This window comes from Methanoculleus marisnigri JR1 (assembly GCF_000015825.1).
GTDB lineage: Archaea > Halobacteriota > Methanomicrobia > Methanomicrobiales > Methanoculleaceae > Methanoculleus > Methanoculleus marisnigri.
Window position 1 is genome coordinate 1,026,304 of the sequence record NC_009051.1, and the last position, 20,082, is coordinate 1,046,385.

18 protein-coding genes are annotated in these 20,082 nt (G+C 63.8%); 8 read left to right on the forward strand and 10 right to left on the reverse strand.

Annotated elements, in window-relative coordinates; genetic code table 11:
- Window positions 1–73: 73 nt before the first annotated feature.
- The 4 genes from fdhD to fdhF all read right to left on the reverse strand — a co-directional run bounded on the left by fdhD (window position 74) and on the right by fdhF (window position 5,088).
- Window positions 74–805 (reverse strand): formate dehydrogenase accessory sulfurtransferase FdhD, encoded by a 732-nt coding sequence (gene fdhD / locus MEMAR_RS05125; protein WP_011843886.1) that lies wholly within the window; start codon window positions 803–805, stop codon window positions 74–76.
- A 123-nt stretch (window positions 806–928) separates the two neighbouring features.
- The gene (locus MEMAR_RS05130) at window positions 929–1,393 is read right to left on the reverse strand and encodes a VOC family protein (protein ID WP_011843887.1); all 465 of its coding nucleotides are present in this window, start codon (window positions 1,391–1,393) and stop codon (window positions 929–931) included.
- 389 nt (window positions 1,394–1,782) lie between these two features.
- On the reverse strand, window positions 1,783–3,021 hold the full coding sequence (locus MEMAR_RS05135; protein ID WP_011843888.1) for a Coenzyme F420 hydrogenase/dehydrogenase, beta subunit C-terminal domain: 1,239 nt from the start codon (window positions 3,019–3,021) through the stop codon (window positions 1,783–1,785).
- On the reverse strand, window positions 3,022–5,088 hold the full coding sequence (gene fdhF / locus MEMAR_RS05140; protein ID WP_011843889.1) for a formate dehydrogenase subunit alpha: 2,067 nt from the start codon (window positions 5,086–5,088) through the stop codon (window positions 3,022–3,024).
- A gap of 321 nt (window positions 5,089–5,409) precedes the next feature.
- Here fdhF and MEMAR_RS05145 point away from each other — a divergent pair, with 321 nt between their 5' ends.
- Genes MEMAR_RS05145 through MEMAR_RS05160 form a run of 4 tightly spaced genes read left to right on the forward strand, consistent with a single transcriptional unit; the run spans window position 5,410 to window position 9,193 of the window.
- Window positions 5,410–6,051: an FmdE family protein gene (locus tag MEMAR_RS05145; RefSeq protein WP_011843890.1), complete on the forward strand. Its 642-nt coding sequence runs from the start codon at window positions 5,410–5,412 to the stop codon at window positions 6,049–6,051.
- A gap of 57 nt (window positions 6,052–6,108) precedes the next feature.
- On the forward strand, window positions 6,109–6,927 hold the full coding sequence (gene tsaA / locus MEMAR_RS05150; RefSeq protein WP_011843891.1) for a tRNA (N6-threonylcarbamoyladenosine(37)-N6)-methyltransferase TrmO: 819 nt from the start codon (window positions 6,109–6,111) through the stop codon (window positions 6,925–6,927).
- Window positions 6,928–6,943: 16 nt separating this feature from the next.
- Window positions 6,944–8,743: a molybdopterin-binding protein gene (locus MEMAR_RS05155; RefSeq protein WP_011843892.1), complete on the forward strand. Its 1,800-nt coding sequence runs from the start codon at window positions 6,944–6,946 to the stop codon at window positions 8,741–8,743.
- Between the two features lie 51 nt (window positions 8,744–8,794).
- Complete coding sequence (locus MEMAR_RS05160; RefSeq protein WP_011843893.1) at window positions 8,795–9,193, forward strand: nuclear transport factor 2 family protein; 399 nt, start codon at window positions 8,795–8,797, stop codon at window positions 9,191–9,193.
- Between the two features lie 883 nt (window positions 9,194–10,076).
- Here MEMAR_RS05160 and MEMAR_RS05165 read toward each other — a convergent pair.
- Window positions 10,077–10,928: an META domain-containing protein gene (locus tag MEMAR_RS05165; protein ID WP_011843894.1), complete on the reverse strand. Its 852-nt coding sequence runs from the start codon at window positions 10,926–10,928 to the stop codon at window positions 10,077–10,079.
- Window positions 10,929–11,144: 216 nt separating this feature from the next.
- Window positions 11,145–12,719 carry an META domain-containing protein gene (locus MEMAR_RS05170; RefSeq protein WP_011843895.1) on the reverse strand — a complete coding sequence of 525 codons (1,575 nt, stop codon included), beginning with the start codon at window positions 12,717–12,719 and terminating at the stop codon, window positions 11,145–11,147.
- 255 nt (window positions 12,720–12,974) lie between these two features.
- Between MEMAR_RS05170 and gpmA the strand changes: the two genes are divergently transcribed.
- Complete coding sequence (gpmA, locus tag MEMAR_RS05175) at window positions 12,975–13,721, forward strand: 2,3-diphosphoglycerate-dependent phosphoglycerate mutase (RefSeq protein WP_143706443.1); 747 nt, start codon at window positions 12,975–12,977, stop codon at window positions 13,719–13,721.
- A 161-nt stretch (window positions 13,722–13,882) separates the two neighbouring features.
- Window positions 13,883–14,080 carry a hypothetical protein gene (locus tag MEMAR_RS05180; RefSeq protein ID WP_011843897.1) on the forward strand — a complete coding sequence of 66 codons (198 nt, stop codon included), beginning with the start codon at window positions 13,883–13,885 and terminating at the stop codon, window positions 14,078–14,080.
- Between the two features lie 340 nt (window positions 14,081–14,420).
- Here MEMAR_RS05180 and malQ read toward each other — a convergent pair whose 3' ends face one another.
- A complete protein-coding gene (gene malQ / locus MEMAR_RS05185) occupies window positions 14,421–15,920 on the reverse strand; it encodes a 4-alpha-glucanotransferase (protein ID WP_011843898.1) in 1,500 nt (499 codons plus the stop codon).
- A gap of 102 nt (window positions 15,921–16,022) precedes the next feature.
- Between malQ and MEMAR_RS05190 the strand changes: the two genes are divergently transcribed.
- Entirely contained in the window at window positions 16,023–16,241 is a 219-nt protein-coding gene (locus MEMAR_RS05190; protein ID WP_011843899.1) for a DUF2795 domain-containing protein, read from the forward strand.
- Window positions 16,242–16,265: 24 nt separating this feature from the next.
- On the opposite strand, the gene MEMAR_RS05195 is transcribed toward MEMAR_RS05190, so the two are convergent.
- The gene (locus MEMAR_RS05195; RefSeq protein ID WP_011843900.1) at window positions 16,266–17,039 is read right to left on the reverse strand and encodes a TIGR04255 family protein; all 774 of its coding nucleotides are present in this window, start codon (window positions 17,037–17,039) and stop codon (window positions 16,266–16,268) included.
- Window positions 17,040–17,154: 115 nt separating this feature from the next.
- Between MEMAR_RS05195 and MEMAR_RS05200 the strand changes: the two genes are divergently transcribed.
- On the forward strand, window positions 17,155–17,718 hold the full coding sequence (locus MEMAR_RS05200) for a diacylglycerol/polyprenol kinase family protein (protein WP_011843901.1): 564 nt from the start codon (window positions 17,155–17,157) through the stop codon (window positions 17,716–17,718).
- A 513-nt stretch (window positions 17,719–18,231) separates the two neighbouring features.
- On the opposite strand, the gene MEMAR_RS05205 is transcribed toward MEMAR_RS05200, so the two are convergent.
- The gene (locus MEMAR_RS05205) at window positions 18,232–18,600 is read right to left on the reverse strand and encodes a hypothetical protein (RefSeq protein ID WP_011843902.1); all 369 of its coding nucleotides are present in this window, start codon (window positions 18,598–18,600) and stop codon (window positions 18,232–18,234) included.
- Between the two features lie 45 nt (window positions 18,601–18,645).
- Window positions 18,646–19,599 (reverse strand): methyltransferase domain-containing protein, encoded by a 954-nt coding sequence (locus MEMAR_RS05210; protein WP_011843903.1) that lies wholly within the window; start codon window positions 19,597–19,599, stop codon window positions 18,646–18,648.
- Window positions 19,600–20,082 lie beyond the last annotated feature (483 nt).

The following is a 20,082-nucleotide window of genomic DNA, read 5'->3' on the forward strand; positions in this document are numbered from 1 at the left end:
TCTCCTGTCACGAAAAAAGGGCCACTCCTGAACCCCACGAACTCATTCCTCTCCCCCGGAGCCCTTGCTCACCCTATGCGCCCAGTCCTATAACCCTCTCCGGGTGCGCATACACCCCCATCTCCGGCGTTCCCGCGAACCCGACGATACAGAGCCCTGTCTCCTCCGCAACCTCCACGGCGAGGGCGGTCGGGACCCCGGTGGAGACGAGCACCGGGATGCCGGCGATCAGGCACTTCCTGACCATCTCGGAGGTGACCGTCCCGGTGCCGACGGCGACCGTCCGCGAGAAGTCGAGTCCGTCCTGCAATCCCCGGCCGATCACCCTATCGAGGGCGTTGTGCCGGTCGAGGTCTTCTGCGCGGGCGACAATGCGGCCTCCCCCGGCAAGAGCGACCGCGTCGAGCGGGCCGGGGGCGGCGAGGGCGGCAACGGCGGCCTCAACCTCCGGGACGGAGACCATAAGGTCCGAGTCGATCGCGGGCAGTTTCCGGGTGTCGATGTAGGAGACGGCTCCCCCGCACCCGGAGAGGATGGTCTTTTTCACGCTGACCCGCTTGAAGACGTTCTTCGTGATGACGCTGATCCGGTTCCCCTCGATCCTGACCGACTCGATCTCGTCCGCGCTCCCGATGATCTCCTCGGTGTAGAGGTAGCCGGTGATGAAGTCTTCAAATCCGCCGGGGCTCAAGGTAACGGTCGTCAGGTGTCGGCCGTTGACGAAGATCGCCGTCGGCGCCTCTTCGGCGGCATCATGGGCGGCACTTCCGCCGCCGATACGGATACAGGCAATTCTCTTGAACATCTTCCTCACTTCACGTCGCCGCACGCTCCGGATGGCACCGGGTGCCACCCCGTGTGGGGCCGGTCATGCTATAAGAGGTGTACGGGAGAGGACTATACTATACCGATCGGGCGGCCGCGCTCTCTACACGCACTGCCGGACGAACTCCTCGGGCATCGAGGTGCGCCGTGCGGTCTCTTCGATCGAGAGCCCGCTCTCAAGGAACCTCGTTACCACGCTCTCCATGGGTTCGCCGACCTCGATGATGTGCATGTCGGGGTCGTAGAACCTGACGGCCCGCTGTCCCCAGGGCTGCTCGATCGGTTCGTGCACGTAGTTCACGGCCTCCCTCCCTTTGAGCCGTTCGAGGAAGCTGTCCAGGTCGTTCTCTTCGAAGTAGAGTTCGGCGTTGTTCGACCGCGGAACGATATCGCTCTCGGCGACGCCGATGAGGTCCGAGAAGTGCGACTTCAGGTGGATCGCAAAACCACCCTCGAAGATCACGTTCTCGCCGTGGTCATGGAGAACCCGTTGATCCAGCACCTCTTCGTAGAACGCCCTGGAGACCTCTACGTCACGAACGACGATAAGCGGGCATACGAATCTCATATCGATCATCTCATGGGATAGTGCGGCAGTTCAGCCTTCCGATCTCTGCGTTTCCCGGAACTGCTTCGTTGAAACGCCCTGAAAAACGGTATAAAAGAGGTATTAACGGCTGTCCGGGGGCGGGAAGAGATGACAGGGGAATCCTCCCCGCCGCCGGGCTTTTTGCGCCCCGGCACGGGCGCATTCGGGTTTTTATGGAACTCAAGATGTTGTTGATCACGCGCCCGGTCGGGCCCGATCAGGCTCCGGGTGTTACCCCATCACCGCCTGCGGGCCATCGCACCTGATGGTGCTCATGCTCCGGACGTTCCGTCCGTCGTCCTTCGAAAACGCTTCGCGTTTTCTCGAGCTCCGTTCCTTCAAAGCCTGACGGCTTCTCGGAACATCGCTTACTTAAACACGTCGAAGATCTGGTCGCTGCCGGTTGCGGAGAGCCGCTGGCGTTCCGCCTGCTCCTCGACGAGCGCGAGCACCGGGAGCTCCATGTCCACACCCGGGGTGTGGCCGAACATCCTCTCCATATCCGTCTGCAGGGCGTGCATGTAGAGCGAGTTCGCGATCTCCATCGGGCAGTTCTCCTCGCACTGGCCGCAGTTGACACAGGAGTCCGCCACGTGAGCGAACCGGATCAGGTGGAACATGAACGGCACGGGGAGCACGCCCGGCGGCACCAGGTAGTCTTTCTTCGTGCTGCACTCTTCGCAGTAGCAGATCGGGCAGTTCTCGATGCAGGCGTAGCACTTGATGCACCGGGACGCGTCCTCCATTATCTTCTGGAGGCGCTCCTTGCCCTCGCCGAGCCCTTCGAAGTATTTCGCCCGCCACTTGTCGCCGAGTTTCAGCATCGCGTTCTCGACCTTGCCGCGGATCTCGATCCCCTTCGGGTTCGCGGGCTCCGTGGCGATCGCCCCGGCCTTCGCGGCCCTGCTCAGGAGATCAGCACCCTTCTCGGAACAGACCTCGACGAACGTGGCCTTCCCGGCTTTCTCCCCGATGACGCCCCAGTTGCCGCAGGCGAGGTCCGCCTGGCGCGGGACTTTCATCTTGCAGCGGCGGCAGTTCGACCGGCGGCCGTAGCCTTCCTCTTCGAGTTCGTCCATCGAGATGCCCTTGTGCTGACCGTCCTTCGTGACGATGATGAACTGGCCCTTGTCAATCTCCTCCTTGACGACGTCGTTCGGGTCGATGCCGAACTTCTCGGCGATCATCTTCCGGGCCGAGACCGGGCTGACGGACCCGCCGCAGTTGACGCCGATCATGAGAAGGTTGTCCAGGTTGACCTGGTTGCGCTTCGCGAGCTCGTAGAGGCCCATCGCGTCGCAGCCCTTCACCGTCACGGCAAGGCGCATATCCTCGGCCCCGCCCAGGTACTTCTTGACCAGTTTCGAGAGCAGAAGCGTTCCACAGTGGAGCGAGCCTGCTGTCTGCCCGATCTCGGCCGGGTCGGTGATGATTGTCGGGACCGCATCGTAGAGGTCCACGCCCTTCTTCACCGCGAGGACTGCGTCGACGATCTTGTTCTCCAGGGCATACTTGAGCAGTCCGGTCACCGCACCGCCGCACTCCGCGACGCTGGCGATATCGGGGCTCGTCGTCCAGGCGTATACCATATCTCCCTTTGCTGCCATTTACTGCACCCCCGTGATCTTCTCGACCTTCACAGCACTGTGCTTCAACTCCGGCATCTTGGAGAGCGGGTCGAGCGCGGTGTTCGTCAGCATGTTCGCCGCCGCATCCGCAAAGTGCATCGCCATCATCAGCACGCCCGGTGCGACCTCGTCGGTCACCCTCGCGGTGGTCTCGACCTCGCCGCGCCTGCTGGTGAGTTTGATCATCTCGCCGTTCTGGATCTTCAGGCGCGCTGCATCCTCGTTGTTGATCTGCACGTAGCCGTTGGGCACCTCGTGGTGGAGGAGCTCCGCCCGGCCGGTCTGGGTCCGGGTGTGGTAGTGGAAGAGCAGACGTCCGGTCATCAGGGTGAACGGATACTCGGCGTCGGCGACCTCCGCGGGCGGCCGGTGTTCGATGCCGAAGAAGTGCCCGAGGCCGTCGGCCGACGAGAACTTCTCGCGGTGGAGGATCGGCGTTCCGGGGTGCTCCTCGGTGGGGCAGGGCCAGTGCACGGACTCCGGCTTCTCCATCCTTGCGTAGGAGGCGCCGGCCATCGACGGGGTGACCCGCCGCATGTCGTCCCAGATATCTTCCGCGGAGTTGAAGTCGAATCCCTGGAGCCCGAGTTTGTGAGCGAGATCGACGAAGATCTCCCAGTCGGCCTTCGCCTCGCCCGGAGGCTCCACGGCCTTCCTTACACGGTTGATGCGCCGCTCGCCGCTGGTGAACGTCCCGTCCTTCTCGGCGAAGGATGCGCCGGGCAGGATGACGTCGGCGTATTTCGCCGTCTCGGTCATGAAGATGTCCTGCACGACCAGGAAGTCGAGTTTCTCAAGCGACCGCATGACGTGGTTCGAGTCGGGGTAGGAGACGACCGGGTTCAACGCGAAGATATACATCGCTTTGATCGGGTCGCCGCACTGGGTGATCTGCTCGGTCAGCGTCACGCCGTACTCGCTTGCAAGCCCGGTGACGCCCCAGAGTTCTTCCATGCGCTTGCGGATGGTGTCGTCCTCGCACTTCTGGTAGCCGGAGAAGACGTTCGGGTATGCACCCATGTCGCAGGCGCCCTGGACGTTGTTCTGGCCGCGGAGCGGGTTGACGCCGGTTCCGGGTCTGCCCACGTTGCCGGTGAGCATCGAGAGGTTTCCGAGCGACCGGACGTTGTCCGTGCCGGTCGAGAGCTCCGTGATGCCGAGGCAGTAGATGATCACCGCGTTCTTCGCGCCGGCGTAAATCCGGGCGATCTCCTTGACCCGCTCGGTCGGCACGCCGGTGATCGACTCGACGTCCGCGTAGTTCTCCACGGTCTTCTTCAGGTCCTCGAATCCCGTCGTCCTCTTCTCGATGAACTCCTTGTCGTGGAGGTTCTCCTGGATGATCCAGTACATGATCGAGTTGATCAGGGCAATGTTGGTCGAGGGGTTGTAGCGGACCCACTCATCGGCCAGGCGCGCCGTGGGTGTGTAGCGCGGGTCGCAGACGATGATCTTCTTGCCCGCCTTCTTGGCCTGGACGAGCCTGCGGCCCGCAAGCGGGTGCGCCTCGATCGTGTTCGCACCGATCATGAAGATGACGTCGGCGTTCAGGACGTCCTCGAAGGGGTTCGTCGCGGCCCCGGAGCCGAACGAGAGCGAGAGCCCCGCGACGGACGGCCCGTGGCAGATACGCGCGCAGTTGTCGATGTTGTTGGTCTTGAAGGCCACCCGCGCGAGTTTCTGCATGATGTAGCACTCTTCGTTCGGAGTACGGCACGAGACCTGGAATCCAAGGGATTTCGGCCCGTACTTCTCGCTGGTCTCCTTGAACTTCGAGGCGATGAGATCGTAAGCCTCGTCCCAGGATGCCTCGACGAACTCACCGTTCTTCTTGATGAGGGGTTTCGTCAGCCGGTCGGGGCTGTGCACGAACTCCCAGCAGGTGGCTCCCTTGGGGCAGAGTTTGCCCTCATTGATCGGACTTCTCTTCAGGGGCTCGACCCCCACGAGCTTACCTTCATTCACCACAAGATTGAGCCCGCACCCTACGCCGCAGTACGGGCAGGTTGTGGGAACGTAACGTAATTTGCCATTAGTGTCAGCCATGTGAATTCTCCCGATAGTTGCATTCAACGTCGGTTTTGCCAGGCATGTCCGGGTAGAACGGACATGTTAATAGTGGCTTTACTCTACTAAGTAGTATATAAATTTAAACTTACTCTTTTAACATTGGCTGATTATTCATGCTGTATAGTTGATTGCTCTTCGACTCAATCCCCGGGACCCGGGGTATAGCCAACGATATCGATGATTATGCGATAAGGTGACACTTCCTCGGCGATATGCCGCAGCAACCCGTTTTGGGTAAAGCAAATTTGATTTACTGATCCAAAATGTTTACAATCAACCTTGACCAAACACCTCTCCGTGCAACCGAGACTGAATCACACATGGGAAGATATCGAGGCCCGGCTCGAGTCGAGAGGCTCCCCCCCGGGATTGATCGAGGACTTCAAACGATGCATCGATTTCCACACCTTCGCGGCCCCCGGGCTCCTGGTCGGGGTCTTCATGGTGGATCAGGCCCTGGAACTCCTGAACCCTCCTGAGGGTGAGAAGATCTACGCTGTCTGCGAGACCACCAAGTGCCTGCCCGACGCCCTTCAGGTGATTGCCCACTGCACGACCGGCAACCACCGCCTCCGGGTGATCCCGATCGGGAAGTTTGCCATCACCATGAACGGGCCGGCCGATTCCCCGTACGTAAACGGGATCCGGGTCTTCGTCGACGGCGATAAGATCGAGCGTTATCCGACGTTCGCTCTCTGGTACACCAAAGACCCGCTCTTCGACCCGAGAACCCGGGGTATCGACCTGATCGACGAGGTCATCGATGCGGGACGCGATCTCCTCTCGCACGAGCGGGTGCGGGTGAAAGTGCCCCAGAAATGGCCGTGGAAGTCCGCGATCTGTTCCATCTGCGGCGAGATGGTTCCCGACAACCTGCTCGTCGACGGTGCCTGTACCGACTGCCGATCACAGTCCTACTACGAGAAGGTAGCGTACTGAGGAGTTCTTCTCCCCCCCTGGGGGAGGCATAACTCCTATCGATATGGAAGGCACCGCATGGAGCTCTCTCCTATCGGACTCGTGCATTCAGGTATCCGCTTCAGGAGCGACATGCCGGTCCAGGGCGTCGACGCCGAGATCGAGATCTTTTCCCGGTACGCCGGGGGACTCTCCGGTATCGAGGAGAATTCGCACCTGATCCTCGTCTGCTGGATGCACGAGGCCGGCCGGGACGTCCTCACGGCGGTCGCCAGGAAGGTTTCGGGCGATCTCCCGGAGAAAGGCGTCTTCTCCCTCCGCTCGCCGGTGCGGCCGAACCCCCTTTCCGTCTCGGTGGTGCGGCTCTGCGGTGTCCGGGACGAGCGGTTTCTGGCGCTCGCGAACGTCGACCTGATCGACGGGACGCCGGTGATCGATATCAAGCCCTACCAGACGGGATGGGACTGCGTCTTCTCCGCGACCGGCCACGACCGGACGGAGAAGATCCGGAAGATGGGCCCCGGCGAGTACCGGGCCGGCCTCATCCGGGAGGCCGTGAACTATCACGGGGAACTCTGCCCCGGGGTAGCGGTCGGGGTGCGGATCGCGGAGGCGGCGACGCGCATCTTTGAGCGCGACCTGCGGCACCCGCAGGTATCGGTCGCGCCCGGCCCCGATCCCTGCATCGCCGACGCGCTCATCGGGATCACCGGCGCGAGCCCCGGAAACCGCCGGCTGGGGTGTTCGGGAGGAGACCGGTACGTTCTCTCCTGCGCCGGAAAGGAGGCGGTCTTCATCCTCCGGGAGGTGCCGGAGAGCGTCGATGCGATCCTTGCGGCCGGCGAGGCGTCGCTCTTCGACTGCGCCGTTCATTCCCGGCCGCAACAGAGACGATGATCCAGGAGTCACGAAGATGTCACGCAGGTACCTGAACCTTACCCCGCTCTCCGAGGCGCTCGCGATCATGCAGCGGGAGTTCCCCTCGCCGGGCCGCGCCGAGAGCGTGCCGCTCGCAGAGGCTGTCGGCAGGGTGACGGCCGAACCCCTGTATGCGGGGTATTCCGTTCCCATGGCCGATATCGCGAAGTTCGACGGTTACGCGGTGAAGAGCGGCGCGACACGCGGGGCGCAGGACCAGCGGCCGCTGCCTCTTGCCGGGTATACCCGCGTCAACACCGGCGAGGTGCTCCCACAGCCGTTCGACGCCGTCGTCATGATCGAGGATACCTGGGACGAGGGCGGCACGCCCTGGATCCGGAAGTCCGCCGCGTTCGGGCAGCACATCCGCCGTGCCGGCGAGGATGTCCGGGCGGGGGAACTCGTCCTCCCGAAAGGCCACCGGGTCAGGCCGTTCGATATCGGTGCGCTCGCGACCTACGGGATTGACCGGGTGAGCGTGCGGTCGGTCCGGGTCGGCATCGTCCCGACGGGGAGCGACCTCGTGCCGCTTGGCACGGCGCCCGGGCCCGGCCGGACGATCGAGACGAACACCCTCATGGCGGAGGCGTACCTTACCGGGACCGGGGCGACCTGCCGCCGTTACGGGATTGTTCCCGACGAACCCGATCTGATCCGGGAGGCGGTCGAGACGGCGGTCGCCGAGAACGATCTCGTCATCCTCTCGGCGGGTTCGTCGGCCGGCACCCGCGATTTCTCCCGGGACGTCGTCGGGGAAATCGGGGAGATAGTCTTTCACGGGATCGCGGTCAGGCCGGGGAAACCGGTGCTGCTCGCGAACGTCGGCGGCAAGCCGGTTCTCGGGATGCCCGGGTATCCCGTCGCCGCCCAGACGGTTCTCCGCGAGGTTGCCGGGAGCCTCCTCTCGTGGTGGGGGCTCTCGCCGGTCCCGTGCGGGGAGCTGGATGTCCGGCTGGCGCGGAGGCTGGCGTCCGATCTCGGGTTCGACGAGTTCGTCCCGGTCTCGGTCGGGCGGGTCGACGGCACCTGCTGGGCGACACCCCATCCCCGGGGCGGCGGCATCCAGATGGCGGTCGTCCGGGCGAACGGCTATCTCCACATCCCCGCCGCCCGCGAGGGGATCGAGGCGGGGGAAGTGGTGCGTGTCCGGCTCACCGTCCCGTCCGCTTCCCTCGCCCGGACGCTGGTCTGTGTCGGGAGGCGCGACCCCGTCCTCGGGGAACTCGGAAACCGTCTCGCGGAGTCCGGCTACCAGTTCCACTGCTGCAACGCCTCGACGATTGGGGCGGTGCTGGCCCTGCGGGCGAACACCTGCCACGCGGCAACGGTTGCTCTCCCCGAGACCGCGTTGGCATGGGACGACCAGGTGCTCCGCTACCTGCCGGACGTCGACCTCCTCCGGGTGCCGGTGGCCCGGACGGAGTTGGGGGTCGCATCGGCCGATCCCCTCGACGCCGGAAGCCTTGCGTCGCTCCGGGTCGCCAACCGCCCGAAGAGCGCGGCGGCGCAGTTCCTCCTCGATGCGTGGCTTGACCGGGAGGGGATCGACGTCTCCCCGTCGGGCGTTCCCGCGGACGTCCGGGTCTGTCCGGCCCTTGAAGCGCGGGAGGCGGGGCTCCGGTTCACGCCGATCGGCTGCGAGTCGTGCGATCTGGTGATACGAGAGGAACTTGCCGCGGACGAGGGCGTCGCCGCCCTCATCGAGGCCGTACGCTCGCCGGAGTTCCGCGCGTACCTCCATTCGATCGGGAGAGACCCGGGGGACGGAGACGCGCCCGGCGTCTTTTCGGCCTGAACCGCCGCACCTGCTCGAAACGCATATCCTTTTCTGGCATCATCACTCCTCATGCGAGTCAGCGAGCAGACACGGGAGCAGATCATGGCGGTGCTCCGGCGGATGACGGATGCCATGGGCAGAAAGGACATCGAGAGCCTGGTAACGCTCACCGATCCCGACTTCCGGGGTTTGTTCACCGGCGCCGACGGGAAGGTGATCGGGAGGGAAGCCTGCCGCCGGCACCTCGAGCACGGCTTTGCGCGGGCGGAAACCGTCGCGCTCGATCTCTCCGATGTCCATATCGGCGCCGAGGGGACGGTCGCCTGGGTGATGGCCGATATGACCTGCCGTTTTGTCTCAGGCGGTGTCCCGCGGACCATGAACGGGCGGATGACGGCGGTGCTCCGGGGGACGGGCCATGCGTGGATCTTCGCCCAGATGCACTGCTCGCTTCCGGCAGAGGGATAGGAAGAAGGGCGGTCGTCTCCGGCGTAACTCTTTTTGCTTTGTTGTGGTTTGTTCTGGTTCCTGGGCGGTAGGGTTTGCCTGGATCCGATGAGATCGTTTACTCAGCCATTCCGGTGCAGTGAGTTTGAGCACCGAAAGTGCGATGTTCCGATCGGAGAGTCCGCGATGATTGGGCATCTCGGGTACAAGAGTCTGAACACTCCCGGATTTTATTTTACGCACGCACAGTGACCGGAGCGAGGAAAAATCCCCATGCAGTGGACCGTGAGGCTACGCACCTTCGGTGCTCGAACTCCGCCTGCACCTCCGGTGCACGCGTCGTTTATCGCCATGGGGGTGGGGCTGACGGGGAGTGCGATGTTCCGATAGGAACGGAGCTCGAGCACCCGAAGGGTGCGGAGTGCGAGCGAAGCGAGCTTGAGCACCGATAGGTGCGAGGGGGCGTGCCCCTCCCCTGTCTCTCTCATAAGGCTATATCTGTAACCCCCCACCGCCCGCGCTTCGCGCTCCTCCCCCGCACCTTCGGTGCTTCAACTCCGCTCCTAGCGGAGCGTCGTTCCGCCCCCGGAGGGGGTGCAGTGCATGGCGATAGGCGATGTCCCCACGGGACATCGCTGGGAAGACCGAAGATTGACGTTCCTGTGGAATGCGATGGGCCGAAGGGCCGGGAGCATGAGCACCGAAGGTGCGAAGTGCGAGCTTAGCGAGCATGAGAAACCCAAAGGGTTTCGAAGTGCGCAGTTCCCACGAAATCCGTGCTGGCTGCCGCCAAAAAACAAAACAGTGGATGGTCGGGTTTCTCTGGATTGCGCAACATGCTGGAGTGCTTCTTAACCTCGTTTGCTAGCGTCCACGCCCCATAAAAATATCCCGGCAGAGCCCCTCACGGATCCGCTGTAAAGAACAGAATCGCCCTGCCGTTGCCGTCGATGACCGCGAGGGTGTCCCCGACGATCCGGTAGCCCGCCGCCGACCGGAGGAGGTCGAGGTAGGTTTTCTCCTGCTCCATGATGCCGGCGGGCTCGGCGCAGGAGGCTTTCGTCGCGATGATCCGCTCCACGCCAATCCCCGTCTCGTTGACCTGGTAGGGGGCGGAGTAGGCGTTGCACCCGGCAGACCCCGAGACCGTGCCGTCGCCGTCGAAGACCAGGGTGATATCGGTGCCGGGCACCGGCGATGCGACGGTGCTGCCGCTGCCGGTGGTGTAGCGGGTGAGGTGCCATTCGGTCGCAAGCAGCGGCACGCTCCCGGGCTGCTCTGCCCGCGCGAACGTGAGCACCTCCCGCCCGGAAGGCCCGGAGATCGTCAGCCGGTCGTCCTCGACCCGGTAGGAGGCGGCCGCCACGAGGAGCTCCCGGTAGCGGTTCTCCTGCTGCACGAGTTCCTGCTCATCCGCAGGGTAGGCCGCGGTGGCGACGACCGGTTCCACTGCGATGGTGGAGCCGTTGATCCGGTAGGGGGCGGAGTAGAGGTTGCACCCGGCCGACCCCGAGAGCGTTCCGCTCTCGCCGAAGACGATGAGCGGCGCCGTCCCGTGCAGGGGCGCGACGACGGAGCCGTTGTCGGCGCGGAACTCGACCAGATTCCATGCCGTCCCGCTAAGTGGTTCGGTGACCCGATTGGCGCTGTCAGGAGGCGTATCTACACCGCCGGTCCAGGCGACCGAGACGATGCACGCCGCTACGATGATCAGGAATGCAGTCTTCGCGAGTATGTTCTGTCCCTCTCTTTCCATCTCTTTCGAGTAGGCATTGGGAGGGGTAGAAGAAATAGTAACTCATTTCCATCGAGATTCCCTCGCTTCTCCTCTTCCCCGGAATCGGATCTTTCCGGCGTCGATCCGGGGTTTTCGTCAGGAGAGCGCCCCCAAGAGAGATGGCCGCACCGCCGGGGCAAAAGGGCAAAATCGGGCAGGGGCCGATCGGTCCCTGCGCCGGAAGCGGGGTAGGGATCAGGGCCGGCCCGCGCTGTACGAGAGCAGGGTCTTTCCTGCATCATCCAGGAGATCGAGCCGATCCCCGTCGATATGGTAGCCTGCAACCGAGGTGAGGAGGTTGAGGTACCGGGTCTCCTGGTTCATGAGGCCTTCCGGCTCGCCGCAGTGCATCTTCGTGCTGATCGGCGGTTCGATGGTGAGGTTCGTGCCGTCGAGCTGGTAGCCGGCCCCGTAGGAGTTGCACCCGGCGCTGCCGGTGACGTTTCCGTCAGGGTCGAAGACCGCCGTGATCGTGGTCCCGACGATCACCGAGGAGACCGTCTCCCCGCCGGGGCTGCTGAAGGACTCAAGCGTCCACTCCGTTCCGGCGAGCGGTGCCGGCGTGACCTCCGGTGCCTGCACGAAGAAGAGCAGGTCGGTGCCCTCCGCGTCCGTGAGGATCAGGCGGTCGCCCTCCGTCCGGTAGGAGGAGACGTTCGCGAGGAGGCCCATGAACGCCGCTTCCTGCTCCATGACCCCCGGCGTCTCGCAGTACATCAAAGTGCTGTAGAGCGAGGAGACCGTGAGGTCTGCGCCGTCGAGGCTGTACTGGCCGCCGTAGTGGTTGCACCCGGCGTTGCCGGTGACATTTCCGTCGTCAAAGTTTGCGGTGATCGTCGTGCCGGCGATCACCGAGGAGACTGCGTCTCCGTTGGCGCTGTAGGACTCAAGCACCCAGTCCGTTCCGACGAGCGGGAGGTCGGGCGTTTGTGCGGCTTTCTCGAAGACCAGCAGGTCGCCGCCCTCGCTGTCGGCGAGGATCAGCAGGTTGTCTTCCATCCGGTAGGAGGCGACTTCCGTGAGGAGCGCAAGGTAGCGGTCCTCCTGGTCCATGATGCCTTCAGGCTCGCTGCAGTACATCTCGGTCCGTATGGCCGGCTCGATGGTGAGCGCTGCGCCGTCCACGGTGTAGTCTGCGCTGTAGTGGTTGCACCCGGCCGATCCGCCGAGGCTCCCCTCTGCGCTGAAGGTCACCGTCACGCCCGTGCCGTCAAGAACCGGTGTCTGGGTGCCGTTCTCCCCGGCGAGGCTCGTGAGCGTCCACCAGGTGTTTCCCGCGAGTCCCGTGGACTCGTCTCCCTTCACGAAGACAAGCACGTCGGTGCCTTCCGCGTCGGTGATGATGAGCCGGTCGTTCTCGATCCGGCATCCGGCCGCCGAGCCGAGGAGATCGATGAACCGCGACTCCTGGTCCATGATGCCTTCGGGCTCCAGACAGAGTTTCAGTGTCTGGGCAATCGAGGAGATTGAGAGGCTCGTGCCGTCGATCTGGTAGTCCCCGCCGTAGCCGTTGCACCCGGCCGAGCCGGTGACCTTTCCATCAGGGCCGAAGGCCGCCGTGACCTCCGTTCCCGGCAGAACCCCGACGAGCGTGCCGTTCTCATCGAGGAACGAATCCAATGTCCAGGAAGTTCCGGCAAGCCCGACGGCCGTTCCCGGCGTCGACGTGCCCCCTGTGCACCCCGCGGTGACGATGCACGCCACGACGATGACAATGAGCGATGCCGTCGCGAGGATGAAGTTCCTGTTCCTTCTTCTGTTCGGTGCCATACAACTGCATATGGGCGGGATTGGGTGATAAATGAATGGTAGGCTACGAAAAAAATCGAACCTATACATGGGTGGTTTTTCGAATCTGGCGATTATACGTTTTATCCGGGTGCGGTTATCTTACGCTGCCGGACGGCGGAAAGCGGGCCGTTCCTCCGGTGTCGTGGCGTTCCGGCATCTCTCGCCGGGCACGTTCCTGTACATGCGGGGGTTTTTATCCGGCCAGTTCCATACCGGATGCGGGAGATGGATGCTGTGGCAATGTTGATCCTTCTGCGACACGGCGAGAGCACCTGGAACAGGGAGAACCGGTTCACGGGCTGGACCGACGTGGACCTCTCTCCGCAGGGTGTAAAAGAAGCTCATAAGGCGGCGGAACTCCTCAGGGACGGCGGGTACACGTTCGGCGTCGCCTATACCTCCGTCCTGAAGCGGGCGATCCGGACGCTCTGGATCGTGATGGACGACCTCGATCTCATGTACGTTCCCGTGCACCGGTCGTGGCGGCTGAACGAGAAGGGTTACGGCGTCCTGCAGGGTTTGAACAAGCAGGAGACCGCGGAGAAGTACGGTGCGAAGCAGGTGCATCTCTGGCGCCGGGCATACGACGTGCGGCCGCCGCCGCTCGCGTGGGACGATCCGAGGCACCCGCGGTTCGACCCCCGCTACGCGGATCTCGACCAGGAGACCCTCCCTGCGACCGAGTCCCTGCACGACACGCTCGAGCGGGTGCTCCCCTACTGGGAGAGCCATATCACCGAAGATCTCCGGCGGGGCAAACCCGTCCTGGTCTCCGCCCACGGGAACAGTCTCCGGGCTCTGGTCAAGCACCTGGACAATGTTCCCGACGACGAGATCGCGGGGCTCAACATTCCTACCGGCTACCCGCTCGTCTACGAACTGGACGAGGACCTGAAGGCCGTGAAGCACTACTACCTCGGCGACCCGGAGGAGATCGCGGCGGCCGCCCGGGGCGTCGCCCGGCAGGCAGGGCCGGGATAACCGGGGCTGGTCTCCCGGCCTTTCCCCGATACATCCCTTCGTTTACCTCCCTGTAACACAATCGTAACACCGTTCCTGCTATTGTTACAGATCTGTAACATCTTTTGCCCGCCTGTAACAAAACTGTAACAATTAAATCCCCGCCCGGTAAACATCATTCTATGTCCAGGGTTGTCCGGGTTGACGAGGAGGCGCTGGAGGTCGCCCTGCAGTACGGGAAGAACCTCTCGGCCGGGATCATGAAGATGGAAGAGATGCTCAAAAAACAGGAGAAGGCCAGGCGCGACTATACCAATATCGAGGAGATGGTCCGCCGGGCGGTCAGGGAAGAACTCGATATGCTGACGGCCAGGTACTGAGTGGATGGGCTGAGCCCGGGGCAGATGATGCCGGGGGGCACTCTTGCCCTGAGTGTGTGGCTCGGAGAAGACCTCCTGAGAGAGTTGTTGTTGCTATAGGGTCTGGCACCAACTAGAAGAGGACAAGGACAGACACGATCCAGTTTTCCCCGCAATACGGGTGCAGTGGACCGTGGTGGCTATCGCCAAGCGGGGGGTGGGGACAGGGGAGGGGGGAGCATCCCCCTCCCCTGAAACCCCTCCCCCAAACGCGATATTCGATGGAAATCCGTGCTCTGGAGCGATTCTAGACGAGGTCATCTAGAAGATCGTCCAGCGTAAAGATTCCAAGACCACCAATTCACCCCCGTCCGGTGAGTTCCGTAAGCCCCCTGAGCCACTCGAACGGCGCACCGGCGAACTCCTCCGGCGTCATCCGCCACACCCAGTTCCCCGTGGTGGTCGAGGGGTAGTTCATCCGTGCCGCGGCACCGAGGCCGAGGACGTCCTGCATCGGGACGATGCACGCCCGGGCGACCGAGGTCATCGCCAGCCGGACGAGCTCCCGGTGAACCTCGTCCGCCGCCACCTCCCGCCCGATATAGGTGAAGAACCTCTCCTTATCCTCCTCCGACGCCTCCTCCTCGAACCATCCCCGTGCGGTGTTGTTGTCGTGCGTCCCCGTGTAGCAGATGAGGTTATGGACGTAGTTGTGCGGGATATGGGGGGTTCTTGCGATCCCCTCGCCGAACGCGAAGAGGAGGATCTTCATCCCCGGGAAGTCGAACCGGTCGAGGAGGGCCTGGACGGCGGGGGTGTTCGCCCCCAGGTCTTCGGCGACGATAGGAAAGCAGGGGTGCTTTCGGGCGAGCGCCTCGAAGAAGTCTTCTCCCGGCCCGTCGACCCAGGTGCCGCGCTCGGCCGTCGCGTCGCCCGCCGGAACCTCGTAGTAGTCGGCGAATGCCCGGAAGTGGTCGATCCGGAAGAGGTCGTAGAGTTCGGCGGACCGGGCGATCCGGCCCGCCCACCAGTCGTAACCGCGCTCCCGGAGTGCGGCCCAGTCGTAGACCGGGTTCCCCCAGAGCTGCCCGGTCCTGCTGAAGATATCTGGCGGCACCCCCGCCACCACGGTCGGGCGGAGGTCTTCGTCCAGTTTGAAGATCCCGGGGTGCGCCCAGACGTCGACGCTGTCATACGCGACGTAGATCGGGATGTCGCCGATGACCTGGATGCCCCGTTCGGTGCAGTAGCGCCGGAGGGCCGACCACTGGCGGGCGGCGATGTACTGGAGGAACTTCTCTTTTCGTATCCGGTCGTCGAGCAGTTCGCGCATCTCTTTGAGGGCTCCCGTTTCCCTTGCCCGGATATCCTCCGGCCACCGGTTCCACGCCTGCCCGCGGAAATGGCCTTTTAACGCGACGAAGAGCGCGTGGTCGTCGAGCCACCATCCCGTGCCGTCGCAGAACGTCTCGAACCTGCGATCCGGCCCGGAGTGGCGGAACCGCTCGTAGGCAGCCGCGAACAGCCGTTCCCGGTACCATGCGGCCGCCTCGTACGCCGCCCGCTCCTCCGGGAACCCGGGCGCCGGCTCCAGTTCGCTCTTCCTGAGATAGCCTTCCCGGACGAGCATCTCGGGGCTGATGAGGAGGATGTTTGCGGCGAACGCCGACGGGCTCGAGTAGGGGGAGTGGGCGTATGCCGTCTCTGTCGGGTTGAGCGGCAGGATCTGCCAGTAGTGCTGCCGGCCCCGCTCAAGCGCATCGACGAACCGGTATGCCGCCGGACCGAAATCGCCGACGCCGTACGGTGACGGCAGGGACGTGATATGCAGGAGTATGCCGCTCCCCCGTGTCTGAATCATACATCTTCTCCCGATAACTCGCCCTTCTGGGGCGGTCTCCACTTATAGCCTTATCCCGCCCGGGGAGTACGGTCAAATAGATCGCGCTCCATAGGGGCCGGAATGGAGGTGATCGAGACGGCGTTACCAACCGCCATGACCAACTCCCGCATCCACGAGTACCTCCGCGAAGCCCCGTACCCGGCGACCCGGCAGGCTCTGGTCGACCGTGCCCGTAAGACCGGTGCACCGGGCGATATCCTGCGGGCGCTCGAACGGCTGCCGGAGAGGTTGTATGCGAGCCCGGACGCCGTGATCGAGACCATCGGGATGCTGGTGTGAGGGTATGCCGTCCCCCGCCGGAGATCACCGTGCCGCTGCGGTCGTCGTCGCCTCCTCCCGGATGGTGAAGAGGTCGCGGAGAGCGTCCCTGATGCAGGCCTCGAAGATGTCGCGCACGTGGGTGTGGGCGATCTCGAGCCAGTCGGCCACCCCGTCGGTGGGGATGTTCTGTCCTTCCGTCAGGTAGTAGTCGATATTGAGGAGGAACGCGTTGTGTTCCGTCGATTCGGGGACGGCGTCGGTGAGTTCCACCCGGCAGTTGTCGCGGTCGTCGTGGAACGAGAACTCGCACCCGGTGATGAACCCTGCCGGCACCTGCGGGAGTTCCGGCGGGAGGGTGGGGTAGAAGGCGAAGTAGTCCGAGAGCGTCACCTCCCGCTCCGGGATCTCGATGAAGTTGACGTAGCGCAGGTTCATGGTGCCGATGGCGTCGGTGCCGATGACCTCCCGGAACCGGTCGAACGCCCCGTGGATCTGCTCCGAGAAGGCTTCCCAGTGGACGTAGGGTTTCTGGCAGCTCACCGAGAGCAGGCGGGGCCCGACCTGGACGGCGCAACCCTCGTCCTCGGCGAGGAATATCGAGCGTTCGGCGACGAGGAGTTCCTCGCGGAGCCCTTCCGGACCGAGGAGCATCACCACCTCGCGCACGTAGCGCTGGTCTCTCTTCGGGTAGGTGTCCTTTAAGTGACTGTAGAGTATCCCCGGATAGGTCAGGTCCCAGGGGGTGTCCTCGGGGAACCGGAACTCGCATATCACTTCGGCGGCGGGGGGGTTGACATACTTCCTTACCTCTGCCATATTCTTCTCCCTCAGGGGTGCTGGATGGAGGGAGACTACTTTAAGGTGACTGCCCGGCGGCAAAGGCCGGGCACCATCACGATGCTTTATCTCTCCGGGCCGCTATCCGGGTGTGATGGGCGAGACGTTCCGCCAGACGGTTCACCTGCTCATGGGGGTCCTCAGCGCCGCGATAATTCTCCGCCTGGACGACCGGTGGGCGTTCATCTTCGTGAGCGCCGCTCTTGCTCTCCAGTTCCTCCTCTGCGACGCCTTCACCCGCGGCTACGACGTCCCGGTCCTCTCGCGGGTGATGGACGAGTCGGAACGCACCGGGAAGGTGCCGCTCAAGGGCGGGATCGCCTACGCCGCCGGGGCGCTCTTCTGCCTCGCGGTCTTCGGCCGCGAGTATACCGCGGTCGGCCTCGTCACGGTCGGGGTGCTCGACAGCGTTTCAACGCTCGCCGGGCTGCGGTTCGGGCGGCATACCCTCGTCGGGAAGAAATCGCTCGAGGGGACGGTTGCCGGGGCGGCGGCGGCCGCTCTTGCCCTCGCCTTCCTGATCCCCTGGTGGGTGGCCGTGGTTGTGGCGGGGGTCGCCGGCGTCATCGAGGCCTGCTTCCCGCTCGACGACAACGTGGCGATTCAGGTGGGGGTGTGCGTGGTGCTGGCGCTTATGGGGGTCGGGGCGGGGTTGTGACAGAAGAGTCTCGAGTGCTGGATTTGCGGAGTGCAGGTGTTCGACTGAGGATGGCAGAACAAGTTGGTGTGATGCAAAAGCCCCGTGCTCTGGACCGTGGTGGCTATCCCCGAGAGGGGGGTGGGGACAATGGGGAGTGCGAACGGAGTGAGCATGAGAAACTCGAAGAGTTTCGAGGGGGGAATACTCCCCCCTCCCCACCTGACGGTGGTCGAGCTCCGGGCGTTCGCACCTTCGGTGCTCATGCTCCCGCTCTGGCGACCGGTCGCATTCCGCCCATCGCACTCCCCGTCAGCCCCTCAAAGAACTTCGTTCTTCTCATGCTCCTGCCCTTCGGCCAGTCGCACTCCCCGCGTGGCGATAAGCGACGTTCCGGCAGGAACGGAGCTGGAGCACCGAAGGTGCGATATCCATGGGAAACCCGTACACGGGCAGGTGCGGCAAAAAGAAAGGAGCATGAACCCTCAGCACTATCTTACTAAATCGCGCTGAGCCCTGTCGATCCTCTCCCCTTCAGTGCTTCACACCCCGCTTCTTGAGTTCCTCCGACTTCTTCTTCGAGCACTCTTCGCACCGAAACTCGGGCGCCGGATCGTTCGATTTATCGTAGTTCTCTGCCCGGACCAGGCGGTAGCCCCGGGCGACCTTCCCGCAGTCCACGCACCGGACCTTCTCTTTGACCTCCCACTGGGCGGCGAGCGCCTCGGAGGTGAAGATGAACCGGTCGACCCAGAAGAAGATGAGGCCGCCGATGAGGTTTGCGACGACGGTGGCGGCGAGCGCCCCGAGGCCCGCGAGCCAGTAGAGCACCACGGCGAGGATGGGCGTCGAGAGCTGCCACCGGACGAGATACAGGCCGTATCGCTTAAAATTTACTTCCACGTATAAAATTCGGCGGGCGACCTCATAAAACCGGGGTCGGCACCGTCACCCGAGCACCAGGATCCGGCGGGTCAGGCTCTTGTGCACCCGCTGCTCGTGCTCCTGCAGGACGGTGAAGTGGCGGGCGGCGATCGGCGTGATGTCGCGATGCGTGACGACGACTGCGCGCCTCCCCGGCCGGAGGATGCGGCGGATTTCGGCAAGCGATCCGTCGTAGAGCCGGTCCATGCTCTCTCCGTGGATCCGGACCGACTGGCCGTAGGGGAGGTCGGTCACGACCGAATCAAGCGCCCCGTCGCAGACCGGGACCGCCGTGGCGTCGGCGATCAGCACGTCCGAGCCCGGGAGGTTCTGCCGGTAGCCGTCGACCATCGCGGGGTCGAAGTCGCTCCCGAGGATCCGGACGCCGATCTCCCGGGCTTCGAGCAGGATCCCGCCGGTGCCGCAGAAGGGGTCATAGACCACTTCGCCGGGGCGGACAAGGGAGATGTTGACGAGCGCCCGGGCCATCCGGGGCATCATCACCCCGGGGTGGAAGAACGGCCGGCGCATGGGGTTCCGCGCCTCGAACGCCCCCCGGTCGATCTTTCGGATGACGCGGCCGAAGTAGCAGCGGTCTTCCGAGACGACGGCGCGGTACTCCTCGACCGGGTCGCGGAGCGAGACCGGGCCGGCAATCAGGCTCCCGATCAGCCGTTCCAGGTCGAGACGCTCGATATCCATCCTGCTCCCCTGGATCATCTTCCCCCGGCCGACGAACGGCTTCTCAGTCGTGATGGCACGGTCGCGGAGGAGTTCCGTAAACGCTGCCCTTGTGGGCTCGCACTCCCCGAGGTACTCCATCACCACATGCGTCAGGGCGAGGCGCCCGGCGGCCTCCGGTTCCGGGCACTCCGCGACCGCGACCTGGGTCCTCCGGTCGAGCACCGTGCCCACGCACTCCAGTTCCATGGCAGGGAGGTCGGGGTGCTCGCCGGAGAGTTCGAAGAGCAGCTTCATTCCTATGGTATTGGGGGCGTGGGGCGATAAAGCGGGGGGATGGGGGATGCGACTGGCCGAAGGGCGGGATGGTGTGGCGGGTGTGAGGGGTCTGGTGGACGTGGATAATTACTGCCTCTTCGGTTGAATGTAATCCGAGATCCAGCGTGCATGAGTTTAGGTCATGAGGACATTTACACACCCCTTGGCACGGATTTCCCATGGATATCGCCATTGGGGGAGGGGCTGACGGGGAGGGGGGAGTATTCCCCCCTCGAAACTCTTCGAGTTTCTCATGCTCACTCCGTTCGCACTCCCCATTGTCCCCACCCCCCTCTCGGGGATAGCCACCACGGTCCACTGTACCGGGCTTTGTGCTCGCATCTGCTGTTTCCGTGGTCATTCATCACACATCCAGCTGTTTTCCCAGCAAATGCGACCCACTGCCCTCTCGGATCAAGAAGTATGCCTAAAGTGGGATCTAAAAAGAAGATAGCTGATAAA